This window comes from Streptomyces sp. SS7, from assembly GCF_037993025.1.
In the GTDB taxonomy this organism is placed as follows: Bacteria; Actinomycetota; Actinomycetes; order Streptomycetales; family Streptomycetaceae; genus Streptomyces.
Map to the genome: position 1 here is coordinate 9,540,585 of NZ_CP141223.1, position 23,861 is coordinate 9,564,445.

Sequence of the window (23,861 nt, forward strand, 5' to 3'; positions counted from 1 at the left end):
GGCGAGCGGCCGTGGTCAGGGGCGGGGGATCACGGGCCGGAGTCCGAGACGGTTCCGCCGGAGTCCGGGCCGCCGTCGGCCGGGGACGCGGACGGCGAGGGGGCGGTGCCCGGGTCCGTCGAGGCCTCGGCGGCCGGCGACCCGGTGGGGGTCTGGGCGGACTCGGTCGCCCCGGTCGCCGGCTCGGTGTCCGCGGGGGCGGCGGTACGGGTCGTCGAGGGCTCGGCGTCGGCGGAGGTGCCGGTGTCCACCGCGCCGGCCGACAGGCTGGGCACGGACGTTCCGCTCGTCGACCGGGCAGGGGCGGTGCCGCCCGTCGAGGGGTCCACGGCCGCGGTGGCACCCTGTTCGGTCGACGCGGCGGACTCCGTCGGCCCGGCGGGCACCTGGACCTCGGCGGCCGGGGCCTCCTCCTGCTGTCCCGGAACCGGGAGCCACGGGGCGTCGGAACGGCCCGACACGAGGGTGGCGACGATCACGCCCGCGTAGAGCGCACAGGCGGTGCCCACCCCGATGCCGATGCGCCGCAGCCGTCGGCTGCGGCGCCCCGTCTCGTCCACGAACACCGGCCTGTCGGCGGCCGGGCCCTCGGTGGCGGTGTTCCCCCGGAGCCGGTCAGCGGCGTCCACGGCGGCCCCGACCGTGACGACATCGAGCTGGACCGTCACCTCCCCCGGATCGTGACGGTGCTCCCGCTCGGCGTCCCGGAGCGGATCCGCGACCGGGATCGGCCAGGTCACTGACGGAGCGGGACGCTGTCCTGGTTGGGCGTCTTCTCGCCACATTTTCACGGGTGCACATTCCCCATGGGCCGGTCGGGGGAGCGTCATGACGGTGCACGCATATCGGATATGCACACCTATAGGTAACTGAACGAGCCCCCTGCTAGATCACGTTCGAAGGAGAAGGTATCTCATGTGATGAAAATGTGTGCACACGGCTCAGATTCTGGATATTCCATGGAGGCTGAATCTGGCTGAAAAAAGAAGCCGTTCAGTTCCAGGACCGCTCGGCGGACTCCTGCGCGGCCCCGCCCGCGCCCACGCTGATCAGTCCCGTCCCATAGGCGACGATGACGGCCTGGACACGGTCACGCAGACCGAGCTTGGCGAGGATGCGGGCGACGTGCGTCTTGACGGTCGCCTCGGCCAGGTGGAGGCGGGCGGCGAGTTCGGCGTTGCTCAGCCCTCGCGCCGGCAGGCCGAGGACCTCCGGTTCGCGCGGGGTGAGCGAGGCGAGGTCCCGGTGCAGGGCGGCGGTGTCGCTGCCATGCCGGGTGAACCTCTGCACGAGGCGGCGGGTGATGGCGGGCGCGGGGAGGGCGTCGCCGGTACGGACGGTCCTCACCTCGGTCGTCCTGACCGGGCTGGCCGCGGGCACGCTGGGCGTGCCGCTCGGCGTGGCCCTGCACGGCTGGGTCCGTCCCGCGATGGGCGACAGCGTGGGGCTCCGCCTTCCCGGTTCCGTCCTCGACGTCTACCACGGGACGGAACTGTTCACGCTCGCGTGCGGTGGCCCGCTCATCGCCGCCCTGGGGGCACTCCTGCCCGCCGGCTGGGCGGCCGGGGCCCGGACCGTCACGGCCCTGCGCACCCAGTAGGAGGCTCGGGCGGGCCGGACATCGCCCGGTCCATGAGCCCACGGCCGCCCCGGGGACCCCTGGTAAAATGGGCGCACGCTTCGACACCGCCGGGGCCCGTACCGAGGGGTACGGGCCCCGGCGCGTTCCGGAGACCCGACCCAGAAAGGCTCCCCATGGACGCGAAGCAGCCGGACACGAAGGTGTCCCCGGACGTGCCCCCTACCCCGTCCTTCGACACCGTCGGGCTGCCCCCGGTACTGGTGGAGACGATGAGCGGCCTGGGCGTGACCGAGCCCTTCCCGATCCAGGCGGCGACCCTGCCCCACGCGCTGGCGGGCGACGACGTCCTCGGGCGGGCGCGGACCGGCTCCGGCAAGACCCTGGCCTTCGGCCTGGCACTGCTCGTAAGGACGTCAGGGCTGCGCGCGGAGCCGAAGCGGCCGCTCGCCCTGGTACTGGTGCCGACCCGGGAGCTCGCCCAGCAGGTGAGCGACGCGCTGGCGCCGTACGCGCAGGCCCTGAACGTACGCCTCACGACCGCGGTGGGCGGACTGTCCATCAACCGGCAGCAGGCGGCCCTGCGCGCGGGTGCGGACGTCGTCGTCGCCACGCCGGGACGACTGACCGACCTCGTGTCCCGCCGCGACTGCCGACTGGACCGGGTACGGATCACCGTGCTGGACGAGGCGGACCAGATGTGCGACCTGGGGTTCCTGCCCCAGGTCACGGACCTCCTGGACCAGGTCCCCGCCGACGGGCAGCGCCTCCTGTTCTCGGCCACCCTCGACCGCAACGTCGACCAGCTCGTGCGGGGCTACCTGCACGAGCCGGTCACCGTGTCCGTCGACCGGGCGACGGGCTCGGTCGCCACGATGGAGCACCACGTGCTGAACATCCACGGCGCCGACAAGTACGCGACCGCCACCGAGATAGCGGCGCGGGACGGCCGGGTGCTGATGTTCCTGGACACCAAGGCCGGTGTGGACCAGTTCACCCGTCATCTGCGGGCCAGTGGCGTACCCGCCGCCGCGCTGCACAGCGGAAAGTCCCAGCCCCAGCGCACCCACACGCTCGCCCAGTTCAAGGAGGGCCGGATCACCGTGCTGGTGGCCACCAACGTCGCCGCGCGGGGCATCCACATCGACGCGCTCGACCTGGTCGTCAACGTCGACCCGCCCACCGACGCCAAGGACTACCTGCACCGTGGCGGGCGCACCGCGCGCGCCGGGGAGTCCGGGAGGGTGGTCACCCTGGTCACGCCCCAGCAGCGGCGCGACGTGAACCGGATGATGTCCGAGGCCGGGATCCGACCCACGGTCACCCAGGTGCGCTCCGGTGAGGAGCGGCTGACCGCCATCACCGGGGCGAAGCGTCCGCCGGCCGCGGCCGCGGCCGGGTCCGGCGGCGGCAACGCCCCCTTCCGCGGCCTCGGCGCCCGCCCGGGCCGCGCCAAGGAGTCCCGCAGGGCCGCCGAGGCCCGCAAGACCGCGGAGGCCCGGGCGGCGGCACGGGTGCGCAAGGGCCGCTGACGCCCGCCCCGGCGGCGTCGCGCCGCCGCCGCGGAGGGCCGCCCGGACGGACACCGCGGTGGCGCAGCGCCCGGTGCCGACGTGCCCCGGCCCGCCGTCAGAGCCCTGCCACCCTGCCGCTCGCCGACAACTCGTAGACCAGCGTGACCGTGCGCCGGCCGCCCGGTGCGAGCGTCAGCTTCCAGTGGGCGACACCTTCGGAGTCCAGCAGGTCGGGCGCGGGGGAGCAGGCCTCCTCGCGCAGGCGCACCTGCACCGCCGAGACCTCCGACACCGGAATCCGCTCCCGCAGCACGAGCACCCTGCCGTCCCCCTCGCCCGGCGCGGAGAACCGGGACACATGGAGCCGCACGGTCCGGGTCACCACGGTCCGCTGGGTGAGCGCGGCCGTGTCACGCGACTCCTTGCACTCCCGGACGACCCGCAGGTCGTCACGGCTGCCGTAGGAGAGTTCGACCGGCGCGCCGGGCGCCGTGAAGTCCAGCGTGCCGCGGCCGGTGAACCCGCCGCCCCGCAGCAGGTCGACAGGGCCGGCGAGCAGGGCGTGGCCGGCCGCGTTGTCGAACCGCACCACCTGGGTGACCAGCGGCGACAACTCGGGTGCGCACGCGTACTCGCTGCTCGCCGGGGCGGTGAACACGGAGAGCGGTATGCGGTGGGCGCGCCCGTCCGCGGGCACCGAGACCGGCACGGGGGAGCGCAGCACCCGTACCTCGCCACCGTCGTCCACTCCCGGCAGACCGGCCACCGGAGCCGGACCGAGGTCCGCGATCTCCTCCTCCCGCAGCTCCACGTCGATGGTGCGTCGCTCGGCCGCCGGCCGGTCCTCAAGGACCAGCCGGTCCTCGCCGAGCCGCGGCGGATCGGTGGCCGGCGCCGAGCGCGCCGTCGACAGTGTCAGACGTACGCCGGACCAGTCCTCGCCGGTGCGCTGCCAGACGATCGCCTCGGTCTCCAGCGTGACGGTGTCGCCGTCGAGCACGGCGCGGTAGGCGGGCCGCCACAGCGCACAGGGCGTGAGGTGGGTCAGCCGCAGTCCGGCCGGTCCGGCGGCCGTGGCCTCGACGGTGAGCTCGATGTGCCCGGTCAGCTCGGCCGGTTCCTCCTCGGCGAGGTCCAACGCCCTTCGCGCGGCGTCGAGTTCCGCGGTGAGGGCGGCCAGCCGGGCTTCCGCCGCCCGCAACAGCTCGCCGCAGGAGTCGCGTGCCTCGTCCACGCGGTCCAGTTCGCCGCTCCAGCGGGGCCCTTCGTCCTCTCCGGCGCCGGCGCCCTCGCCGATCTCCCGCAGCAGGTCGGCCGCGAGCCCGCCGAGGGTGTCGAGCCGGGTCCGCAGCCGGTCGCGCCGCTGCTCCAGGGCCAGGCGCTCGTCCTCGAGGCGGGCCGTGTGGCGGCGCAGGGCGGAGTCGTCGTCGGTGGGGCAGGGCCCGTGCGGCTGCCGGGCGCGGACGATCCGCACGTCGAGCACGGTCGCCGGGTGGTCGGCGGTGAGCTCCGCCTGGAGGGTGCGGTCGACGGCCAGCGCGCCGACGGGCCCGAGACGCAGCCGCTGAACGCCGGCGGCCAGGTCCAGGACGGCCGTGCGCTCGACGTGGGCGCGGTCCTCCAGGCAGGTGACGGCGGTGACGGGGAGGGGGATCGGCTGCGGTGCCGTGGGCATGGGGTGGGTCAGCTCCTGCGGTTGCCGCCGGCCAGGGACGTGCCGGAGGGGATGCGGATCTCGTAGCCGCCTTCGAGGGCGGTGGTGCCGCCGGCGGGCAGTTCCACCCGCCACAGCCGGGTGCCGGGCGCGTGGTGGTCGGGTCCGGTGCCGTCGTCGGGGGCCGTCCAGTCGGCCCGTTCCTCGACGCGGACGTCCGTGTCCGAGGTCACCGGGACCCGCTCACGGACCTCGACGGTGACCGGCCGGGCGAGCCGGTTGGCGAGCTCGACGTGGACGCGATGGTCGAGCACCGTGGTCTGGTTGCGCATGCCCGCGGTCGACTCACTCAGGTGCGTACGACGGGTGACCCGGACGCCCTCGGCCGGACCGAGCCCCACCCGGCAGAGGCCGCCGGGGGCGAGGGTGGGCAGCCCGGCGGTCACCAGGAAGTCGTCCCCGACGGTGACCTCGACCGGACCGGCCAACAGGGCCTGGTCGGTCGCGTTCGACACGAGGAGCGTCGCGTAGACGGTCTGCTCCACGGACGGCACGCAGAGGTGCTCGACGCGCAGACCGACCGGTATCTCTCCGACGGTGACGGTGTGCCAGGCGCCGTCCGAGGGGATGTCGGCGCGGGCCACCGCGTCGAAGCGGTGGTCGAAGGAACCGGCCGACTCACGGGGCCGCGCCCCGTGGCCCGGCAGCGGCAGCGCGGCCACCGCGTCGGCGCGGCGACGGTACTCGGCGGCCACCGGGTCGAAGGGGACGTCGGGGAACAGAAGTCCCCGGCGGCCGTCCTGCCCGTCCGGCCCGCACAGGACGAGCGCGGTGTAGTCGAGCTCGGCACCGGTGGGCCGCGGCGGACCCGCGGTCACGCCCGGCGGCGGTGCGGCCTTGCCCAGGGGCGCGGCGGGCCGGGCGGGCGCGGGAGGCGTCGCACCGCCGGGCGCCGGGGCGGCCAGGGAACGGGAGACCGGGGCAGCGAAGGCGGAGGCGGGGGACGCCAGGGCGGCGGGGACAGCACCCGGCCTGCCACCGGCGCGCGGCCGGCTCCCCGGAGCCGCCGGCACGACCGGCGAGCCGAAGTCGGCCATGACCTCCGGGTAGGCACCGCCGACCGGGGCGCCGGGAGCGGGGACGGCGCCCGGAGCGGAACCCGGGACGGGCACTCCGTACCCGGGCGGTGGCGGGGGAGCGGGGGCGCCGTAGCCCTGCGGAGGCGGAGGCGGAGACAGCGGGGGCGGTGGCGGTGGCGGTGGCGGTGGCGAGAGGGGACCGGTGGCCGCGACGCTCAGGGGCACGCTGGTCGGCTCGGGGCGGCGCCCCGCCGCGTCGTACCCGGCGAACAGGTCGGCCAGCCCCGCCGGGGGCTCGCGCCAGCCGGAGGGTGCGGGGCCGGGCTGCCGACGCCCGATGCGGAGCGAGCGGAGCCGGGGCAGATCGGTGCGGCGGCGCAGATCGGCGGTGGCCAGCGCGATCCTCACGCCGGCCCAGTCCTCGCCGGTGCGCTGGGCGACCGAGGCGCGCAGCACCATACGGCCGCTGCCCTCGTCCTGGCGGTGGGTGAGCCGGTAGACAGGCACCCATACGGCGCCCGGCACCCTGTACTCCACCTCCACCTCGACTGCCACTTCCGCCTCGCCCTCGGCCGCCGCCGTCACGCCGCCGTCGAGCGTCAGGACCGCGGCGACGGTGGTCTCCACGTGTGCCGCGGGTGCGTCGGTGGAGGCGCGGGCGAGCCGGTCCTCGGCGAGGGACAGCTCGTGCTCGACCTGGCGCAGCGCCTCTTCCCGTTCGACCAACCGGGCGTGCGACGCGGTCAGCCGCGCGTCGACGAAGTCCGCCAGCCGAAGCCAGGCGTCGACCGGTGTACGGCGGTGCGGATCGTCCTTCCCGCGCGCCGGCGGGACCGGGCGCAACGCCCCGATCTCGGCGATCAGCCCGAGCTGACGGTCGCGGCGACCATGGGCCGCCGCACACTCCTCCCGCAGCCGCTCCACCTCACGCCGCAGGCCGTCCGGCGCCTCGGTGCCGAGCGGTTCGGCGCCCACCTCCACCCGGGCCTCGACGACGCGCACCGAGGAACCGCCCAGCACACGAGCCCGCAGCGACCCCGCGTCCAGCGAGCGCGGCAGCCCCGTCACGCGCGCCCGGCCGTCCCGCGGTACGACACCCCGGGCCAGCCGGCGGCACACGGCGCCCTGCGCGTACACCACGACCGAGTCGAGGCGCGACTCCCACCCCTGTGCCGTCTCCGACGTCGTCATCCGCTCCCCCGGGCCGTGACTGTGCTGTGCGCAGCCTACGCCGACCGGCCCGCCGTCCCCCGCCGAGCACCGTCACGGCCCGCTTTTGCGGGCCGGTTCCGGCTCGTGCCGGGGCGTGGGGTCGTGCCGGGGAAGCAGGAGCGGGGTGGTGAGGATGAGCAGGCCCGCGGCCGTGAGGGCGGTGCGCGCGCTGGTGAGGTCCGCGAGCAGGCCGGCGAGCGTGGTGAGGACGGCGATGGACGCCTGCTGTCCGATCGACCAGGCCGTCAGGGTGCGGGCGACGAGGTGCTTCGGGGTGTGTTCGAGCCGGTAGGTGGCGAGCACCGGCGTGTACAGGCTCATGTTGACGATGATCGCCAGCTCGACGGCCATCACGGTGACGAGGCCGACGGTGCCGGGCCGGACGAAGGCCAGCCCGATGAGCCAGACGACGCGCAGGGTGCCGACGGTCCGGAAGACCGCGTGCCGGCCGTGCCGGGCCACGACACGGGGCGCCAGCCGGGAGCCGATGAGCCCGCCGAGGCAGGGGGCGGCGAAGGCCAGGCCGTACTGCCAGGGGGCGAAGCCGAGTTGCCGTAGCAGGAGTACGGCCAGCAGCGGCTCGGTTGCCATGATCAGTCCGGCCACGAGCAGGTTGTTGAGGTAGAGCGCCCGCAGGCCGGGGTGGCCCAGGATGTGCCGCCAGCCGTCGAGCGCCGCGCCCGTCCGGACCCGGCTCCTCCCGGTCGCCGGCGGGGCCTCCTCCCGTTCGCGGACGGCGGTGAGGGCCAGCGCCGAGAGCAGGTAGCTCACCGCGTCGGCCACCACGGTGGTGACCGGTCCGAAGAGGCCGATCGCCGCACCGCCCAGCGGAGGCCCGATCGCGATGGAACTCCAGTTCGTCGACTCGAACCGGGCGTTGGCGACCAGGAGATCGTCCGGCCGGACGAGGGACTTGAGGTAGGCGCCGCCGGCCGCGTTGAAAGCGATCTTCGCTGCGGCGACCACGGCCGAGATCACGAGCAGCTGGACGAAACCGAGCCGGCCCAGGGCGTAGGCGACCGGGATCGTGGCCATGGCCGCGCACCGGGTCAGGTCCATCGTGATCATGACCGGACGCTTGCGCCGGAACTCCACCCACGGCGCCAGCGGCACCGCGATCAGCGCGCCCACCGCCGGCCCCACCGCGGACAGCGCGGACACCTCGGCCGGACTGGCGTGCAGGGCCAGCACGGCGATCAGTGGCAGCGCGCCGAACCCCAGCCCGGACCCGTACGCGCTCACCGCGTACGCCGCCCACAGCCACCCGAACCGCCGGCCCAGGCGTCTCCTGCCCCCCATGCTCAGCGCTCCCACCCGAACAAACCGACGTTGACCGGGAGGAGCTAACCGAGCGGCACAACGGCAGGTCAAACAACCACCGGGACGGCCACCCACAACCATTCGTTGTTCACTAAGGTGGACCGCCGTGGATCTCGAAGCCGTGCGTACCTTCGTCGCCGTCGCGGAAGCGGGCCAGTTCCAGAAGGCTGCGACCGACCTGTCGATCACCCAGCAGGCCGTCTCCAAGCGCATCGCCGCGCTCGAGCGCGGCCTCGGCGTACGGTTGTTCACCCGCGCCGCCCGCGGTACCGAGCTGACCATCGACGGGCAGGCGTTCCTGCCGCATGCGCGCGAGCTGCTGCGGGTCGGCGAGCGTGCGGTCGCGTCCGTACGGCCCGGCCGGCGGCCGTTGCGCGTCGACGTGATCGCCTCGCGCGGCGCGGCGGCGGGCCTGATGCGGGACTTCCACCGTGTGCACCCCGGGATCGAGCTCGACGTGGTGATGCTCTTCGACATGGACGCAGCGGTCGCGGCCATCCGGTCCGGCGCCATCGACGCGTCCTTCCGCGCCGTCGCCGTTCCCGGCCGTCCCCTTCCCGAGGACATCGTCTCCGTCCGGGTGCTCGACGAGCCTCTCCAGCTCCTCACCGGCCCCGCCCACGCGCTGGCGGGCGCGCCGTCGGTGACTCTCGCCCAGCTCGTCGGCCACAGGATCTGGATGCCCGGCATCGTCCCCGGCACCGAGTGGGGTGCCTACTACGACGACCTCGTCGCGGAGTTCGGCCTCACCATCGAGGCGACCGGCCCCAACTTCGGCTCCGACGCGCTCCTCGACACCATCGCCGACACCCCGGCCCTGGCCACCTTCATGGGCGAGCACACCCGCCTCATCTGGCCCGCCGGTCACGGCCTGCGCCGCATCCCGGTGACCGACCCGAACCCCGTCTACCCGCACTCGCTCCTCTGGCACCGCGACAACCCCCACCCTGCGCTGACCACCCTCCGCACCCACCTCGCCACCACGACGAGGGACCGCGCCCCAGGGGCCTGGACACCACACTGGGTGCTGCCCCGCTGACGTCGGCGGGTGAGGTCACTCGGCCCGGTCACCCCGCAGGTTGTGCCAGGCGTGGCGGCAGGCGCCCTTGCAGTACGTCTGGCGGCGGAGAGTCGGCGACGGCGGCGGGGAGGCCCGCGAATCCATAGCGGGGTGGGTCCATGCAGATCATCGGTGTCCCGCGCCGAGACCGGAGAACCAGCTTCACCCCCGCGTCCAACGTGCGCAGTCCTTGGGCCAAGCAGCGCACGCGAGTCCGCCCCCGGGCGCGGTGAGGTGAAAATCGGCTCGCCGCGCGCACGGGCGGGATGGCAGGGTGCGGCTCATGACGGCCCAGTATCAGATCCGTGCCGACTACGACGCTCGCACGATCGTTGTCTACCAGGCGTACGCGCCTGCCATCGCCGACGCGGCACTGCACGCGGGCCGTTTCGTCGCGCCGTTCTCGTTCCACCGGATGACCTGGATCAAGCCGTCGTTCAGGTGGCTGATGCACCGCAGCAACTGGGCCCGTAAGCCGGGCCAGGAACGGGTTCTCGCGGTGCGGATCACTCGGGCGGGCTGGGAGGAGGCCCTGTCCCGGGCCGTGCTGACGACCGCCGACCCGGCGGCGGTGGCCCAGGCAGCCGTACACGTCCAGTGGGACCCGGAGCGCTCGCCGCGCGGGGCGGCGCTGAACCACTACAGCATCCAGGTCGGCATCGGCCGTCACCTGATCCGCGCGTTCACCGACGACTGGATCGTGGGTCTCACCGACCTCACCCCGCAGATTCGCAAGGCCGCGACCCTGCTCCACACCGGGCACGCAGCCAAGGCGCAGCGACTGTTCCCGGCCGAGCGTCCTTACCCCGTGCCGCGGGTGCTGGAAGATGTCGTTCTCCCCCGATAGATGACAGATGGATGACGCACACATCACGCACACATCCGCGGGCGCAAGGAGGCTCGATGCTCGCCCACTCGTCGGCGCTGGCGGCCGGAAGACGGCACTCGGTCGGACGCCGTCACGACGGAACCGTTGTCGCCGTGGGCCATACCGCAGCCGCTGAATGTCGTGTCGCGCCGTGGGAGGACGTCGTCGCGGTGGCAGCCGGCAACGTCCATGTCGCGAGGAACACCGGCAGGTCTCATACGGTGGGACTCCGGTCGGGCGGCACCGTGCTGGCCACGGGGTGGAACGGCGACGGGCAATGCGATGTCGCCGGATGGCGAGACGTCACGGCCGTGGCCGCGGGCTGGCGCCGCACGCTGGGGCTGCTCGCCGACGGCCGCGTGCTGGCGGTCGGCAGAAATGCGGAAGGACAGTGCGCGGTGCAGTCCTGGCGCGAGATGCTCGTCCTCTCGTGCGGTGACTGGCACTCGGTCGGCGTCCGGTCCGACGGCTCGGCGCTGGCCGTGGGGAACAACCGGCGAGGGCAGTGTGCCGTAGAAGCATGGCGTGATCTGGCCGCCGTTTCGGCCGGGTATCTCCATACCGTCGGCCTCAGAGCCGACGGGCGGGCGGTGGCCACCGGAGAGCGGGCGACCGGGGCGTGCGCGGTCGACGCGTGGGAAGACGTCGTGGCACTCGACGCGGGCAGCTACCACACCGTCGGAGTCACAGCCTCCGGGCGGGTCCTCGCCGTGGGAGACAACAGCCACGGACAGTGCCAAGTCGGCCATTGGCGCGATGTCGTCGCCGTGGCCGCCGGTGCGACGCACACCCTTGGCCTGCGCACCGATGGCACGGTCCTGACAGCGGGGAACAATGCCGACGGACAGTGCGACGTCGAAACCTGGTCCGGAATCCCGGGATGACAGAGGCCCTCTAGTGCCGTGACCGGAAAGGTTTGCCGGGAAGCTCGCGGCGTCCGGTGCGGTGCATCGCAAGGCGGAGCGTCGCCCGCGTACTGGATGTACTCGGGTGATGCGACAACGCGGCGAGGTGCCGTGCCGGGCGTCGCGAGCCGGTGAACCTTTCCGGTCACGGCACTAGGCTGGCGCGGTGACTGATGAGCCGGAGCGGGCGCAGCCGTCGGGAGTGTGGGCCACAGCGGTGGGGGTGGCCAGGGTGCGGGCGGTGGAGACCGAGCGGGAGAACCCCCTGTTCCGTGACCCACTGGCCCGGGCCTTCGCCGCTGCCGGCGGTCTGGGGCCCTCCGCGGGGCCGCCGACCGGTGACGAGGCCGCGCGTCGCCGCCGACAGGGCGTGGCGTTCTCCATCGTCATCAGGACGGGATTCCTCGACGACCTGCTGCGGCAGGCCTCCGCGTCCGGCGTCCGGCAGGTCGTGCTGCTCGGCGCCGGCATGGACAGCCGGGCCTTCCGGATGGACTGGCCCGAGGGCACCCGGCTGTTCGAGGTCGACACCGCCGCGCCGCTGGACTTCAAGGCTTCGGTGCTGCGGCAGGAGCGGGCCGTCGCCCGCTGCGAGCGGATCACCGTCGCGGTGGATCTGCGGGAGGACTGGCCGGGCGCGCTGGCCGCCGCGGGGCACGACCCGGCGGTGCCCACCGTGTGGATCGCCGAGGGACTGCTGATCTATCTGCCCGAGGACGCGGTGGATCTGCTGCTGGCCCGGATCGGCGCGCAGTCCGCGCAGGGCAGTGGAATGGGGCTGACATTGGGCTCGCGCGGAGTGATCGAGCGCTTCGGCGCGGACGCCGTACCGGGGTCGGCGGCGTCCCTGTGGGTCTCGGAGATGCCCGACGACCCGGTGGGCTGGCTGGCACGCCGGCCCCGGTCGTACTGCCCGCCTCGCGCCCGGCCGTCGCCGCGCCCGCACCGCAGACGGCGGCCGACGACGTCGACCGGGGCCTGGTCTTCGGGGACCTGCCCCGCGAGCAGGTCCTCGACTGGCGCACCCGCGCCGCCCGCGACCACCAGGTCGTATTCGACCACATCGACCGGTACGGCGAGACGTCGGCGCAGAGGCTGTTCACCAGGGCCTTCGTCGCGGACGTGCAGCGCCTGTCCCGCCTTGGGCACCTGGTCCTCGGCTACAGCGCCTGGGAGCGGTCGTGAGCGGCAGCGAGGTGTCGGGCGTGGACCACTGGCCCGGGTGGCGCTGCGGGCCGCTCCGCAGGTTTGGCGTCGCTGGTGGTGGAGCCGGGGGTCAGCCGGAAGACAGCGACCAGGCCGAGCACCAGCGACGCCGCTGTTGTCGGCCGCCTTGATGCGGACCCGGGCAGCCAGACCGGGCAGGCCGCCCCGTTCGGCGAGCGCGACCAGCGGAAGCAGTCCCGCATCCGCGATCAGATTCGGCTCGTTGAAGATTGCGGAGACATAGAAGGCGGCATGGGAAGATTGCATCTCGGAAGAGCCTTGTCATCGTGCGTGCTGGAAGCCTCAAGAACTCCCATCACCGCAGTTCACAAGGCTTTTCCTCGTTCCCGCAGAAGTTTTCCACAGACGTCAGCCGGTGGATCCGGGCTGAATGCGAACTCACCCCGCCGAGAGGTCAAGCCAACTCGTATCCCCTGCCACTAGGTGGTCCGCATCGCCCAGGCTAGTAGCCGATGGTGGCGCCGGATGCCTGGGTGGTGGTGCGGCCGAAGGCGTCGTAGACCGTGCCGGAGGTGGTCAGCCGGTCAGCGCTGTCGTAGGAGTACGACGTGGCGGTGGCACCGGTGTCGAGTACCACCGTGCGCAGATCCGCGGGCACCTGGGCCTCGTTGCCGGCAAGTCCTGAGCAGGCTTAGGTGGAACTTGCGGTCTCGGTTTCGATGTGGCCGATCAGGTCCTGCTCGCGAGCAGGGTCGACGTTCTGTCGCGTTTCTTGACCGTCTGGAGGAACTCGACCTTCGGAGTGAAGGTCTCATCGCAATCAGGACCCGAATCGGACCACCACAATCGGTCTGAAACGGGCGCTGCGGCATGGATATTCGTGACATCGCGTCACTAGGCCGTGTTGCGGGAGTCGGCTATCCGCCGCGCATGGGAGAGCACGTGGGGGATGCGGTGAGGATTGGTCGGAGGAGGAGAAAGACAGCGACTCCGGCGGATGCGAGCCAGACTGCATACAGCACGACGTGGTGTATGCGACGCCGTGTCACGGCCCATGCGCCGGCACTGGCCAGCGATCCGACGGCAAGCGAGACTGCCAGGCAGACCGGGACCATGAGTGTCGGCTGCAAGTACACCGCCACTGGGGGCGGGATCGTTTCGCACAGGTCGGCACCGGAAGCAAACAGCAGCAACAGCAGGCTGAAGCTCGTGCATACAGAGACCGCCCAGGCGACGGCAGACAGCAACCGGCGGAGAACGCCTTTCCGTCGGCTGGCAAGGGCGGCGACGAGAGCCCCGCACATCAGGAGCACCGATGGGGCAGTCCATACCACCCAGAACCAGCCCAGCGGCGGCCGGCTCCGGTGACTGTCAGCCCAGTAGTTGTCGAAGGCGACGGCGACGGACAGTTCCATGACAAGTCCAGCCAGACCATAAGCCGCCGATCGGGCGTGCGGGGTGTCGGGGAACGACAACGGCCACAGGGCATCTGCGAGACGGTCTTCCCGACCGACGCCTGGCGAACGGTTCCCGATCACGGTGCGCATAATGCCTCCCCAGGCAGTCCGGCATGCATGTGAGGACCAGACGCCACCAGCAGCGTTCCAGTTCCCGCTCTGCTTCCGGCCCCAGTTCGGACAGTGCCGCGCATCTGGTGCTCGGCGACTTCGGCGAAGGAGACGCGCAGGGCCTGGTTCAGGGCCTTCTGCGTCATGCGGAGGTACTTGGGCGAGGGCACGGCGCAGGTAGGTGGTGAAGCGCGCCCAGAGTCGTCCGGCGCGGGCGCTCCAGAGCACGGCGCGGGTGGAGTCATAGGTGGCCGGGTTCGGGGGAGGGACCGACCCCGCCCTTTCAGGGATGAAGTTCGTGGTAGCCGCGAAAGTCGAAGAAGCGCAGACCGTCGATCACTGTTCCAGACACGATTTCCGGCAAGGTCCATGGGTGAGGGGTGTAGTCGTCCATTGCCACGCCTCCATGCTCAAGCAGCAGCGCGATCATCTGGTGTACCTCTGCGGTGCCGTCGATCCGTCCGGAGATGTCGATCTCCACCGCCCACGTGGGGTGATGTCCGATGGCCGCTTCGAGGATCGCCACATCCTCGGGATCCCAGTCCGAGAAGAGGTAACCGGTCTGCTCATCGTCGATGTTGATGTAGAGGTTGCCGTCCAGAGTCCACGGATCGCGCTGCTTGGGCAGATGCCGATCGAGCGAGGCGACAGTCTCAGATCGCTCACCTGCGGGAAACACGAAGACGGTTCGCATGGGTTGGAGCGTAGGCGGTTCAGCTTCGTCGCCACCATGGATTTCAGGGACATTGCTGGGCGGTGCATCCGGACTTCCGGCTGCTCAAGCAGGTCGGGCCGGCAAGACCGCGATTCGCTGCCGGCCGAGCGGGGTCTCTGCTGCTCGAGCGCCCTCAGAGTCGTCAACGGCCCCTTGTTTCGGGTGCAGTTGACAGGGGAGGAAGGAGTGTGGGGTGGGACGTGAAGAGGGGGTCCGGTGCCGGAGGTGCCTCTCGGCACGCCTGAGGAGACGGGTTTCCTGTCATTCAAGGTGGGGGCGGGCGCATGAAGTGGCGTCGTTCGGCGAAGTCTGGTGCGTCCTCTGGCGGTCCGGCTCCGGACCCGGGCCGAGATCCGGATACGGGCGCTGCGACCGGGGACCTTCAGCTACGGGTGGGGCAGCTGTTCTCGCAGGCGCAGGCGCTGATGGTCGATGGGCTGTCGGCAGATGCGGCACCGCTCCACCAGGAGGCCCGGAGGCTGATGTACGTGCTGGTCGGGCGGGACCCCGGCGACCGGGAAGCCAAGCGGATGCTCGGCAGCGTGCTGTACGGACTGGGCTCGACGCTGGTCAGCGCGGGGCAGCCGGACGAGTCTCTCGAGGCGCTCACGGAGTGCGCGGGCGTCTACGCGGAGCTCGGCGAGTCGGGCGAACCCGGCATGCGCGCCCTCGTTGCCGACGTCCACGCCCGCAAGGCGCTGGTCCTGGCCGAGCTGGGGCGCGGAGTCTCCGCTGTCATCGAGGCTGACCAGGCGGTCATGACGTATATGGACCTCGGCGCGGGCACAGGCGACTCAGCCCTGTTCCTGGACCTTGCCCGGGTGCTCAGCATGAACGCGAGCGTCCTGTACGACTACGGCGACCACGACCTCGCCGTCTGTTCGGCGAACTGGGCGGTCCGCTTCTACCTTTCCAAGGCCGAAGCGATCAACGAGGCCCCACTGGCGGAATCCTTCATGCACGGACGGTACCTGCGGGGCTCCGCCGCGATCGCCGCGCGGGTGCACACCCGACAGGGCCGGCCCGAGATCGCCCTCGCCGTCGAAGCGACGGAGGTGCACAGCGCGAGGGTGATGGCCCAGACGAACGCCCCCGCGGATCTCAGGCACCTGGTGACCGCGCTCGTCCACCACGGACTGAATCTCAGCGAAGCGGGTCGCAGCGACGAAGGCGCGGAGCTCATCGGGGAGGGCCGCGAACTCAACCCCCGGACCGCGGACGAGGCAACCCGGGCCTGGCGGTCCCTGACCGCACAGGACACCACGGGCGCCGCGAGGCCGCCTTCGATGTCCTTCGCCGCCGCACTGGCAGCCGCGGCACGCAAACTCGGGGACGACCGGGTGCCGTCGGTACTGCGAGACCTCGCCTTCGACCCGGCGGACGGGGCGACAACCGTGGTCCCCTCGCTGCGCTGCGAGGAGCAGACCGCACCCGCCATGGCGACGTTGCTGGCCGGGCTCGCCGTCGATCTCCTGGACGATCCGGACCCGTACAGTGCCCGGGAGGCCGGTCTCCTCGGGCGCGAGGCGCACTACCTCTTCGCTGCGGCGTCCAGGGCCCAGGTGTTGTCCATGCGCTTCCAGTTCCATGACTTCGGGGCCACTTGGGCCCGGATGCTGCTGGCCCTCATCCCCGCTTTCGAAACCGGGCCCGGAGGCGCGGTGATCGCCACGGACCTGACCGGCTGGCTCGCCGGCATCACCCTCCGACTCCAGCCGATCGCCCTGGTGGACCAGGTGACCGGCCGACTCGTCGAGGAGTGCAACGCTCTCGTGGAACGCCTGCTGCCTTGACGTCCAGGTCGTGAGCGCGCGGGGAGTCGAGCGGAGCACCAGGGATCCGGTCCAGGAGGCGAGAAACCGTGAAGCGCTGATCGACAGCGGGGTGATCGCCGCTGTCAGGTCCCACGCGTGGGCGGTCGGCTCGTCACTCAGGCACGCAGGGACGGGGACACGTCGCGAACGAAACGGTAGAGAGCTTCAGTCCCGGCGGACGACAGCCGTCTACCGGTTTCCAGCCAGGCACCGTAGCATCGCGATGACATTCCGGGATCGTCAACTCACCTCGTTGACAGGCCTGTTGGGGAACAGCAGCGCGCAGTGGGAGTGACGATGGGGACTCTGAACCTGTGGGACGAGATCCCGGCGACCGTGCCGGACGCGGCGGCGCAGCGGCAGCTCGGCGCCGCCCGATATGCGTTCCGCACACAGACCGGTTCGGGGCTCGTTCATGCTCCTCCTGGTCACGGCGTTCTGCGTGATGATGGTCTTCGTCATCAGTGGTGAGAGTGAGTGGACGAACGCGATCCTCTTCATCATCCTCGGCGGCTGCACCTTCCTGTCGGCGACAGCGGACCGTCGGCAGGCCGTACGGCACCTCAGCCCCCACCCGGCCGTCCGCGCGGCCTGACCCACACGGCCCCCCGGCAGAGGGCACCGAAGGACTGCGGAACGGTCCGGCCCGCGTGACGCCCAACTGCTGCAGCAACGCCGCATGCGGCCGGCCGGCAGCTCCCGGGGCGTCAGACGGGCTGCTGCGGTGTCTGATCGTCAGCTGCGGGCACGGCCGTGTCGGGGGTGGTGTAGTAGACGGAGGTGCCCTGCTTGGTGCGCTGGGCCTGGTTCTTGGCCACGAGACCTTCCAACGTCGTGCGCACCACGGTGGTCTTCACCGCCCGCTCGGGATGCATCTGTCCCAGTGCGGTGGCGATCTCGGCAGCCGAACGGGGATCCTCCAGGCCGACCAGGTGCTGCCGCACCAGGTCCACCAGCTTGGGCGCAGCAGGCTGCTGGGCCGGTGCAAGAGCAGAGGCGGTCTTCTTGCTGGCGCGGGTCTTCGCCGGCGCAGCCTTCCCGGCCTTCGTCTGCTTGGCCCCACCTGACGCTGCCGCGGCCTTCTTGCGGGGCGGGTTTTGCACGACCCGGCAGGCATCCTTGCCGGCCTCCTCGCGGCCTGCTGACTGACCGGCGGCTTGTCGGTGGGGCCCTTGGGCCGCTTGTTGGGCCGGTAGCTGGGGCCGTTCCTGATGACCTGGTGGCTGGCGTTGATCAGCCGGTCCAGCAGGGACTCGGCGACGACTGGGTTGGGGAAGAGGGGATACCAGTCGCTGGATGCCCGGTTGCTGGTGATGATCAGGGACCGGCCCTGCCGCTCGGAGACGAGTCGCCGCGCTCGCGTAACCATCGCCGCAGGTGGGCGTAGTCGTAGCCCTTGTCGCCGTGGAGCTTGCCCGGCTTGCGCCGCCGGGGCCCACAGCGGGAGCGGAGCGGCGGTATGCCCTTCACCAGCGGGATCAGCGCCTGGCTGTCGTGCAGGTTCGCCGCCGAGATTCCGACAGAGATGGGCAGACCGCTCCGCTCGGTGATCAAGTGAATCTTCGAGCCGTACGTGCCCCGGTCGACAGGATTCGGACCTGTCAGATCCCCCTTTTCAAGGCCCGCATGTTCACCGAGTCGATCGCGCAGCGGGACCAGTCCAGCTCACCCCGAGACCCGAGATTGTCGAGGACCAGGCGGTAGAGCTTGGCCCACACCCTGGCCTTCGTCCACTCGCATGTCGAGTCAGGTCTGGCTACCCGCCCGCGAAACGTGCTGCCAGGTCCATGGCCTCCTGGGTGAGTTTGATGTGCATGCCGGCGTCGTCCTGGGTGGCGACCTGGGTAAAGCTGCCCTCGTGCCACCAGAACACCGTGGGGCTCAGCGCGCCCGGTGACTGCTCGAAGCCCATGGCGGCGAACCGGGCCATGGTGTGCAGCGAGGAGGCCACGTTCCTGTCGCGGACGACGTGGAAGGCGAGTTGGTGCCGGTGCGGCAGCGCGACCAGGATTCCGTCCGGCGCCGGTGCGTCCTTGATGTAGCGGAATACGACCTCGTCCAGGACCAGGGCGAGGCTCGCGATGAAGTACGAGCCGCCCATCAGCACGTCGAAGTGGGAGCCGTCCTTGTCCCTGACCACCTTGTGCTTGTCAATGCGGACGGCTCGTAGGTTCTGGAACGCACGGTCCCGAAGCGCCGTGACGTCACCCAGGTTGGAGAGGGAGTCCGCGGTCAGCATGTCGACGGTTTCCGGGAGGTCGAGCGCCAGCACTTCCAACAGCCCCGGGACCGATTGGGGACCGTACCCGAAAGCCTTCAGGAGCGCGGGATCGCTGGGAATGAAGCGGGGGTAGAGCTGGGCCAGGAGCTGTTCGTGCGGCAAGGCCTTGAGAGCCTGAGGTCCATCCATCGATCGGATGACCCGGTCGACATGTTCGTCTACGAGCGCCCGCCAGCACCGGGGGCCGCGGCTGTCGTTGTGGCACACGGCCGCAAGATTGGAGAGGCCGAAGCGCCAACCCGAGTCCGTGGTCACACGCCCCGGCTCGACCGTTACCTCGATGCCGCGCTCCGCGAATGCCTCGCGGACGAAGGTACGCAACCGGGCAGCCTCCGCCTCGGACAGGAACGCGAACTCCCCGTCGCGCGGCAGGTCCACCCCATCACGACGCTCTCCGCGCCGAAATATCCCCACCAGGTCCCCAATCGCTCGAAGATGCGGATCATAGCCGCGACCGGCCCAGGCGCCTTCTTCAGGTGTTCACGCACCAACGACAACGGCAACCCGGCGATCCACAAGACGGTCTTGAAGGCATTCAAGGAGATCAGCGGGGACACCGTGGTCTGGAACAACGGGTGGAAGGGGTGGAGCTTGCGCAGCCCCCACGACCCGGCCGGCAGGCGGCGGGCCGACTGACCCGGTCGAGGCCTGAGCCTTCTGCAGTCCTGTTCTACGCGGACGGCGAAGGCCCCGAATCAGCGCTCGCCCGCTCGACTACGGCCTGTCCCGGCGCGCCCTGATCGCCGTCTCCGCCCGTACGGGCGACGTCGTCGCACGGCTGATCACCCGCCGACCTCGATGCCGCTCTCAAGCCCACGGCCATCCACCTGGGATTGCCCACCTTCGGCCGGATCGCCGGGCGCTCAACCGCCCCATGAACTGCCCTGGGCTGGTTTCCCCAACTACGTGACCAGTACGGCAAGTTGAAGAGGTCACGGCATGATGCCCGGTGTGGACTCGATGAATGACACGCCGGACCGGCCCCGAAACCGCTGGGGAGTGTTCACCCAACCAGATTTCTTCCTGCTCTGGACAGGCGAGACAGTGAGTGGGCTGGGCAACAGCATCACCGTGGTCGCGTTGCCGCTGATCGCGGTTGCGGTGTTGGACGCCAGCTCCACCGCCGTCGGCCTACTCGCCGCGGTGGTGTGGCTGCCCTGGCTGCTGGTGGGGCTGCCGGTAGGCGCATGGGTGGACCGGACACGCAAACGGCCACTGATGATCGCGTGTGATCTGGTGGCAGGCGCGGCGCTCGCGAGTATTCCACTGGCGGCGTGGCTCGACGCGCTCACCTTTCAGCACCTGGTCGTCGTCGCGCTGATCTGTGGCACCGCGGCGGTGTGCACTTCGCGCTGACCGCTCTGCTGTACCCCGTGCTGCGCGCCGGGTCGGCGCCCCGGATCGTCACCATCAGCTCCACCCACCACCGGCGGGGGCGGATCGACTTCGACGACCTGCAATCCGCGCGCTCCTACTCCCCGTCCGCCGCCTGCTCCCAGTCCAAGTTCGCCAACGTCCTGTTCGGCCTGGAGCTGGACCGGCGGCTGCGCGCGGCCGGCAGCCCCACGATCAGCGTGCTCGCTCACCCCGGCTACACCGCCACCAACCTGCAGACCTCCGGCCCGACCGGCCTGCTCAACCTGGTCGGCCGGATCGGCAACCGCCTGAGGGCCCAGCACGTCACCATGGGAGCCCTCAACCAGCTCTACGCCGCAACCGCCCCCGCCGTCCAGGGCGGCGAGTTCTACGGCCCCGACGGCCGGGGCGAGAACCGTGGCCACCCCAAGCTCGTCAAGCCTGTCCCGTCTGCGACCGACACCGATGCCGCCCGCCGCTTGTGGGAGGTCTCAGAGAAACTGACCGGCTTCTCCTTCGCCCCCTGAGAAGTGACCGGCGCACGCAGTCAGGTCCCTCCGGATCTCATCGTCGTCGGAAGCGGCGTCAGGGTCGCGCAGGCCGCAGATACGGCCTCAGTACTGGTGGGCTCGCGTATTCGACGGTCGCCGGTTCCCCGACTGGACCCCGAGTGAGGTGGCTCTCCTTCGGAGTGATCGCCGGTTTCGGTGTCGGACGGTGGCTTCGTCGGCGACGGGCTTGAGGACGTCCATGCCGGTGAGGGTCACCATGGTGTCCGGGTCGAGAGCCTGGACGAGCGTGTGGTCGCCGTCCAGGCGGACGATGACGTTGCAGGGCAGGAGCAGGGGAGCGGTCGGCCTCCAGGGCCTGGTGGGCGAGCGGCTTGCAGGCGTCAAGGATTAGGTAGTCCTCCATGTCGTGGCCGAGCTTGGCCTTGAGCGTGGCCTGGACGTCGATCTCGGTGAGGATGCCGAGCCCCTGGTCGGCCAGGGCCTGGCGGACGGCGGCGGTGGCGGCCAGGCGGACGGCGCGGTCGTAGGACACGGGGCGCTGCTCCTTCGGTGAGGCGGAAAAACCCGGAACACAATGCCGCACCCGCGGATATAGGGGGCGTCCAGGATCACAGGAATACCCCCCGGGGTATCTCTGTTAAGGTAGGTGCCGAATACCCCCCGGGGTACACCGTTCCTGTGGAGGAGCCGCAGCCGTGTTCTTCGTCGACATCCTTGAGTTCGAGGGTCTGGGCAACCGCAGCTACCTGGCCGGCGGGCCCGCTTCCGCGGTGGTCATCGATCCGCCGCGCGACATCGACCAGGTGATCGCCGCCGCCGCCCGGCGCGGGGTGCGCATCGCGTACGTGGCGGAGACTCACGTGCACAACGACTACGTCACCGGCGGCCTGGAGCTGGCCCGGGTCACCGGCGCCTCCTATCTGGTGCCGGCCGCGGCGCACGTGTCCTTCGCCCGCACCTCGGTCGCCGACGGTGACACCGTAGACGTGGACGCAGGTCTGGTCCTGCGGGCGATCGCCACGCCCGGACACACCCCGCACCACACCTCCTACGTCCTGGAGCAGGACGGTCGCGGTGTGGCGGCGTTCACCGGCGGATCGCTGCTGATCGGCACGGTGGGCCGCCCCGACCTGGTGGAGCCTCGGCTGACAGAGCAGCTGGCCCGGGCCCAGCACGCCTCCGCCCACCGCCTGGCCGCCGAGCTGGACGACGAGGTGCCGGTGCTGCCCACCCACGGGTTCGGCAGCTTCTGCTCCTCCGCCCAGGCCGAGGGGGACGCGACCACAATCGGCAAGGAACGCACCAGCAACGACGCGCTCACCCTGGACGTGGACACCTTCGTTCAGCGGATGCTCGCCGGACTGGAGGACGTGCCCGCCTACTACGCGCACATGGGCCCGGCCAACGCCGCCGGCCCCGCCCCCGTCGACCTCACCCCGCCGCGGTATGCGGATGCAGGCGAAATCTCCTCCCGGCTGGCCGCGGGCGAGTGGGTGGTGGACCTGCGCAGCCGCATGGCCTTCGCCGAGGGGCACATGGCCGGCTCGTTCAACTTCGAGGGCGAGGGCAAGCTCGCCACCTACCTGGCCTGGCTGATCCCGTGGGGCAAGCCCGTCACCCTGCTCGCCGAGACCCCGGAGCAGATCGCCGCCGCGCAACGGGAGCTGGCACGGGTGGGCATCGACCGCCCGGCCGCCGCCGCCACCGGCGACCCGGCCGGCTGGATCCGCGAGGGCGAGCAGCTCGCCTCCTTCCCCCGCGCCCGCTTCGCCGACCTCGCCGATGTCCGTGAGCGCGGCGACGACGTGGTCGTGCTGGACGTGCGCCGTGACTCGGAGCGTGCGGGCGGCTACATCGACGGCTCGGTCCACATCCCGGTCCACGAGCTGCACGGCCGTATCGGCGAAGTACCGCCCGGGACGGTGTGGGTGCACTGCGCCGGCGGGATGCGCGCGGCGATCGCCGCCTCCCTCCTCGATGCCGTCGGCCGCAAGGTGGTCGCGGTCGACGACGCCTTCGACGCCGCGACGGATGCCGGGTTGCCCCTGGCCTCCGCCTGAGTTCGGCCGTTCCCCAGCAAGGAAGGAAGCGTGGGATGACCCTCTTTCGCCGAAACGGGCCCCGTGTCACGGTCGACGAGGCACACAGCCGTACCAGCGGTGACCGGCCTGACGCCGTCCTGCTGGACGTCCGCGAGAAGCCCGAATGGAACTCGGGCCACGCCCCGGGCGCCGTCCATGTACCGCTGACGAAACTGGTCGCCGGCGGCACTTTGCCCGCCGAGGCGCAGGACCGTCCGCTGGTGGTGATCTGCCGCAGTGGACACCGCTCCCAGCAGGCCGCGAAGCTCCTCACCGAACGCGGAGCGCACGCGGTGGACGTCGAGGGCGGCATGAACGCGTGGGCCGCCGCCGGACACCCCGTCGTCGACGAACGCGGGAACAGCGGCCGGACAGCGTGACCGTACTTGTTCTCGCCCTCATCGCCGGGGCCGTCATCGGTCTCGCCCTCGGAGCCCTCGGCGGTGGCGGCAGCGTCCTTGCCGTACCGGCACTGATCTACCTGCTCGACTTCACTCCGGCCGCCGCCACCACCGCCAGCCTGATCATCGTCACCGCCACCTCCGCCACCGCCCTGTACGCTCACGCCCGCGACGGGAACGTGGCATGGAAGACAGGGGCGTTGTTCGCCGCGGCGGGCATCGTCCCCGCCTTTCTCGCCGGAGCTGTCGCCGGGCGCCTGCCCGAAACGGTGCTGACGGCGGCGTTCGCGGTCATCGCCGCGCTGGCGGCCCTGCGTATGCTGCGTCCGTCCGAGTCCGAACCGCCCGACCGGATCCGTCCCGGCAAGGCGGCCGGCGCCGGTGCCGGACTCGGCGCCGTGACGGGCTTTCTGGGGGTCGGCGGGGGATTCCTCGCCGTGCCCGCCCTGGTGGGCGTCCTGGGACTGGCCATGCGCCGGGCGGTGGGCACCAGCCTGCTCGTCATCACGGTGAACTCACTCGCCGCGCTCGCCGCTCGCACCGGCACCAGCGGCGGGCTCCACTGGGAGGTCATCGGCCCCTTCACCGGAGCCGCGATCCTCGGCGCCTGGGACGGCAAACGCCTCGCGACCAAGATCTCCGGCACCACCCTGCAGAGAGTTTTCGCCGTCGTACTGCTGGCGGTGGCGGCCTTCATGCTCGTTGACGTGATCGTCTGAACACGAGGGCCGCGACCGGCTCAGACCAGGACCAGGAGAGCTTCTCCAGCCCCACC

Annotated in this window: 21 protein-coding genes and 6 pseudogenes; 14 read left to right on the plus strand and 13 right to left on the minus strand. The window is 71.5% G+C overall.

Annotated features, from left to right (window positions below; translation table 11 throughout):
- Positions 1–29: 29 nt before the first annotated feature.
- Together U5640_RS42945 and U5640_RS42950 are read right to left on the minus strand one after the other, a co-directional pair.
- A complete protein-coding gene (locus U5640_RS42945; protein ID WP_340384628.1) occupies positions 30–740 on the minus strand; it encodes a hypothetical protein in 711 nt (236 codons plus the stop codon).
- 253 nt (positions 741–993) lie between these two features.
- A pseudogene (locus U5640_RS42950) lies at positions 994–1,347 on the minus strand (response regulator transcription factor); the annotation flags it as partial.
- Here U5640_RS42950 and U5640_RS42955 point away from each other — a divergent pair.
- Both U5640_RS42955 and U5640_RS42960 read left to right on the plus strand, forming a co-directional pair.
- Positions 1,304–1,600 (plus strand): hypothetical protein, encoded by a 297-nt coding sequence (locus U5640_RS42955; RefSeq protein ID WP_340384629.1) that lies wholly within the window; start codon positions 1,304–1,306, stop codon positions 1,598–1,600. The pseudogene U5640_RS42950 and the gene U5640_RS42955 overlap by 44 nt on opposite strands.
- Before the next feature lie 155 nt (positions 1,601–1,755).
- Entirely contained in the window at positions 1,756–3,111 is a 1,356-nt protein-coding gene (locus tag U5640_RS42960) for a DEAD/DEAH box helicase (protein ID WP_340384630.1), read from the plus strand.
- Positions 3,112–3,208: 97 nt separating this feature from the next.
- On the opposite strand, the gene U5640_RS42965 is transcribed toward U5640_RS42960, so the two are convergent.
- From U5640_RS42965 to U5640_RS42975, 3 genes are all read right to left on the minus strand, one after another.
- Complete coding sequence (locus U5640_RS42965; RefSeq protein ID WP_340384631.1) at positions 3,209–4,768, minus strand: DUF4139 domain-containing protein; 1,560 nt, start codon at positions 4,766–4,768, stop codon at positions 3,209–3,211.
- Positions 4,769–4,776: 8 nt separating this feature from the next.
- Positions 4,777–7,017 (minus strand): DUF4139 domain-containing protein, encoded by a 2,241-nt coding sequence (locus U5640_RS42970; protein ID WP_340384632.1) that lies wholly within the window; start codon positions 7,015–7,017, stop codon positions 4,777–4,779.
- Between the two features lie 72 nt (positions 7,018–7,089).
- The gene (locus tag U5640_RS42975; RefSeq protein ID WP_340384633.1) at positions 7,090–8,337 is read right to left on the minus strand and encodes an MFS transporter; all 1,248 of its coding nucleotides are present in this window, start codon (positions 8,335–8,337) and stop codon (positions 7,090–7,092) included.
- A gap of 127 nt (positions 8,338–8,464) precedes the next feature.
- Between U5640_RS42975 and U5640_RS42980 the strand changes: the two genes are divergently transcribed.
- The 4 genes and pseudogenes from U5640_RS42980 to U5640_RS42995 all read left to right on the plus strand — a co-directional run.
- Positions 8,465–9,397 carry a LysR family transcriptional regulator gene (locus U5640_RS42980; protein WP_340384634.1) on the plus strand — a complete coding sequence of 311 codons (933 nt, stop codon included), beginning with the start codon at positions 8,465–8,467 and terminating at the stop codon, positions 9,395–9,397.
- A 304-nt stretch (positions 9,398–9,701) separates the two neighbouring features.
- Positions 9,702–10,265: a DUF4291 domain-containing protein gene (locus U5640_RS42985; protein ID WP_340384635.1), complete on the plus strand. Its 564-nt coding sequence runs from the start codon at positions 9,702–9,704 to the stop codon at positions 10,263–10,265.
- 56 nt (positions 10,266–10,321) lie between these two features.
- The gene (locus U5640_RS42990) at positions 10,322–11,170 is read left to right on the plus strand and encodes a chromosome condensation regulator (RefSeq protein WP_340384636.1); all 849 of its coding nucleotides are present in this window, start codon (positions 10,322–10,324) and stop codon (positions 11,168–11,170) included.
- A gap of 223 nt (positions 11,171–11,393) precedes the next feature.
- Positions 11,394–12,083: pseudogene (locus U5640_RS42995) on the plus strand (SAM-dependent methyltransferase); the annotation flags it as partial.
- A 777-nt stretch (positions 12,084–12,860) separates the two neighbouring features.
- On the opposite strand, the gene U5640_RS43000 reads toward U5640_RS42995, so the two are convergent.
- The 3 genes and pseudogenes from U5640_RS43000 to U5640_RS43010 form a co-directional block, all read right to left on the minus strand.
- The gene (locus U5640_RS43000) at positions 12,861–13,016 is read right to left on the minus strand and encodes a hypothetical protein (RefSeq protein WP_340384637.1); all 156 of its coding nucleotides are present in this window, start codon (positions 13,014–13,016) and stop codon (positions 12,861–12,863) included.
- A 978-nt stretch (positions 13,017–13,994) separates the two neighbouring features.
- Positions 13,995–14,190, minus strand: a pseudogene (locus U5640_RS43005) (replication initiator); the annotation flags it as partial.
- Between the two features lie 19 nt (positions 14,191–14,209).
- Complete coding sequence (locus U5640_RS43010; protein ID WP_340384638.1) at positions 14,210–14,620, minus strand: hypothetical protein; 411 nt, start codon at positions 14,618–14,620, stop codon at positions 14,210–14,212.
- 413 nt (positions 14,621–15,033) lie between these two features.
- On the opposite strand from U5640_RS43010, the gene U5640_RS43015 reads away from it, so the two are divergent.
- On the plus strand, positions 15,034–16,434 hold the full coding sequence (locus U5640_RS43015) for a hypothetical protein (RefSeq protein WP_340384639.1): 1,401 nt from the start codon (positions 15,034–15,036) through the stop codon (positions 16,432–16,434).
- 436 nt (positions 16,435–16,870) lie between these two features.
- Positions 16,871–17,050, plus strand: coding sequence for a hypothetical protein (locus tag U5640_RS43020; RefSeq protein ID WP_340384640.1), 180 nt, complete (start codon positions 16,871–16,873; stop codon positions 17,048–17,050).
- A 112-nt stretch (positions 17,051–17,162) separates the two neighbouring features.
- Here U5640_RS43020 and U5640_RS43025 read toward each other — a convergent pair whose 3' ends face one another.
- The 4 genes and pseudogenes from U5640_RS43025 to U5640_RS43040 form a co-directional block, all read right to left on the minus strand.
- Entirely contained in the window at positions 17,163–17,558 is a 396-nt protein-coding gene (locus U5640_RS43025) for a hypothetical protein (RefSeq protein ID WP_340385725.1), read from the minus strand.
- Positions 17,559–17,692: 134 nt separating this feature from the next.
- Positions 17,693–17,824: pseudogene (locus U5640_RS43030) on the minus strand (hypothetical protein); the annotation flags it as partial.
- Positions 17,818–18,191, minus strand: a pseudogene (locus U5640_RS43035) (transposase); the annotation flags it as partial. The pseudogenes U5640_RS43030 and U5640_RS43035, both read right to left, overlap by 7 nt.
- 20 nt (positions 18,192–18,211) lie before the next feature.
- Entirely contained in the window at positions 18,212–18,865 is a 654-nt protein-coding gene (locus U5640_RS43040; protein WP_340385727.1) for a hypothetical protein, read from the minus strand.
- A 21-nt stretch (positions 18,866–18,886) separates the two neighbouring features.
- Between U5640_RS43040 and U5640_RS43045 the strand changes: the two genes are divergently transcribed.
- From U5640_RS43045 to U5640_RS43055, 3 genes are all read left to right on the plus strand, one after another.
- Positions 18,887–19,372: a hypothetical protein gene (locus tag U5640_RS43045; protein WP_340384641.1), complete on the plus strand. Its 486-nt coding sequence runs from the start codon at positions 18,887–18,889 to the stop codon at positions 19,370–19,372.
- Positions 19,373–19,696: 324 nt separating this feature from the next.
- Positions 19,697–20,092 carry an MFS transporter gene (locus U5640_RS43050; protein ID WP_340385675.1) on the plus strand — a complete coding sequence of 132 codons (396 nt, stop codon included), beginning with the start codon at positions 19,697–19,699 and terminating at the stop codon, positions 20,090–20,092.
- Positions 20,077–20,619 (plus strand): hypothetical protein, encoded by a 543-nt coding sequence (locus tag U5640_RS43055; RefSeq protein ID WP_340384642.1) that lies wholly within the window; start codon positions 20,077–20,079, stop codon positions 20,617–20,619. The genes U5640_RS43050 and U5640_RS43055 overlap by 16 nt, the downstream gene beginning before the upstream one ends.
- A gap of 87 nt (positions 20,620–20,706) precedes the next feature.
- Here U5640_RS43055 and U5640_RS43060 read toward each other — a convergent pair.
- A pseudogene (locus U5640_RS43060) lies at positions 20,707–21,136 on the minus strand (DUF302 domain-containing protein).
- 163 nt (positions 21,137–21,299) lie between these two features.
- On the opposite strand from U5640_RS43060, the gene U5640_RS43065 reads away from it, so the two are divergent.
- From U5640_RS43065 to U5640_RS43075, 3 genes are read left to right on the plus strand one after another with little or no spacing between them, the layout of a single operon-like run.
- Positions 21,300–22,664: an MBL fold metallo-hydrolase gene (locus tag U5640_RS43065; RefSeq protein ID WP_340384643.1), complete on the plus strand. Its 1,365-nt coding sequence runs from the start codon at positions 21,300–21,302 to the stop codon at positions 22,662–22,664.
- A gap of 35 nt (positions 22,665–22,699) precedes the next feature.
- Positions 22,700–23,065 carry a rhodanese-like domain-containing protein gene (locus U5640_RS43070; RefSeq protein WP_340384644.1) on the plus strand — a complete coding sequence of 122 codons (366 nt, stop codon included), beginning with the start codon at positions 22,700–22,702 and terminating at the stop codon, positions 23,063–23,065.
- Positions 23,062–23,805 (plus strand): sulfite exporter TauE/SafE family protein, encoded by a 744-nt coding sequence (locus tag U5640_RS43075; RefSeq protein WP_340384645.1) that lies wholly within the window; start codon positions 23,062–23,064, stop codon positions 23,803–23,805. Before U5640_RS43070 ends, U5640_RS43075 begins: the two co-directional genes overlap by 4 nt.
- The last annotated feature ends 56 nt before the right edge of the window (positions 23,806–23,861 follow it).

What these genes read in the sequence shown, in the direction of transcription:
- U5640_RS42955 (WP_340384629.1), top strand. Translation starts at nt 1,304, where the DNA reads ATGGCGGGCGCGGGGAGGGCGTCGCCGGTACGGACGGTCCTCACCTCG.
- U5640_RS42960 (WP_340384630.1), top strand. Translation starts at nt 1,756, where the DNA reads ATGGACGCGAAGCAGCCGGACACGAAGGTGTCCCCGGACGTGCCCCCT.
- U5640_RS42965 (WP_340384631.1), bottom strand. Translation starts at nt 4,768, where the DNA reads ATGCCCACGGCACCGCAGCCGATCCCCCTCCCCGTCACCGCCGTCACC.
- U5640_RS42970 (WP_340384632.1), bottom strand. Translation starts at nt 7,017, where the DNA reads ATGACGACGTCGGAGACGGCACAGGGGTGGGAGTCGCGCCTCGACTCG.
- U5640_RS42975 (WP_340384633.1), bottom strand. Translation starts at nt 8,337, where the DNA reads ATGGGGGGCAGGAGACGCCTGGGCCGGCGGTTCGGGTGGCTGTGGGCG.
- U5640_RS42985 (WP_340384635.1), top strand. Translation starts at nt 9,702, where the DNA reads ATGACGGCCCAGTATCAGATCCGTGCCGACTACGACGCTCGCACGATC.
- U5640_RS42990 (WP_340384636.1), top strand. Translation starts at nt 10,322, where the DNA reads ATGCTCGCCCACTCGTCGGCGCTGGCGGCCGGAAGACGGCACTCGGTC.
- U5640_RS43010 (WP_340384638.1), bottom strand. Translation starts at nt 14,620, where the DNA reads ATGCGAACCGTCTTCGTGTTTCCCGCAGGTGAGCGATCTGAGACTGTC.
- U5640_RS43020 (WP_340384640.1), top strand. Translation starts at nt 16,871, where the DNA reads ATGCTCCTCCTGGTCACGGCGTTCTGCGTGATGATGGTCTTCGTCATC.
- U5640_RS43040 (WP_340385727.1), bottom strand. Translation starts at nt 18,865, where the DNA reads ATGGATGGACCTCAGGCTCTCAAGGCCTTGCCGCACGAACAGCTCCTG.
- U5640_RS43045 (WP_340384641.1), top strand. Translation starts at nt 18,887, where the DNA reads ATGTTCGTCTACGAGCGCCCGCCAGCACCGGGGGCCGCGGCTGTCGTT.
- U5640_RS43050 (WP_340385675.1), top strand. Translation starts at nt 19,697, where the DNA reads ATGAATGACACGCCGGACCGGCCCCGAAACCGCTGGGGAGTGTTCACC.
- U5640_RS43070 (WP_340384644.1), top strand. Translation starts at nt 22,700, where the DNA reads ATGACCCTCTTTCGCCGAAACGGGCCCCGTGTCACGGTCGACGAGGCA.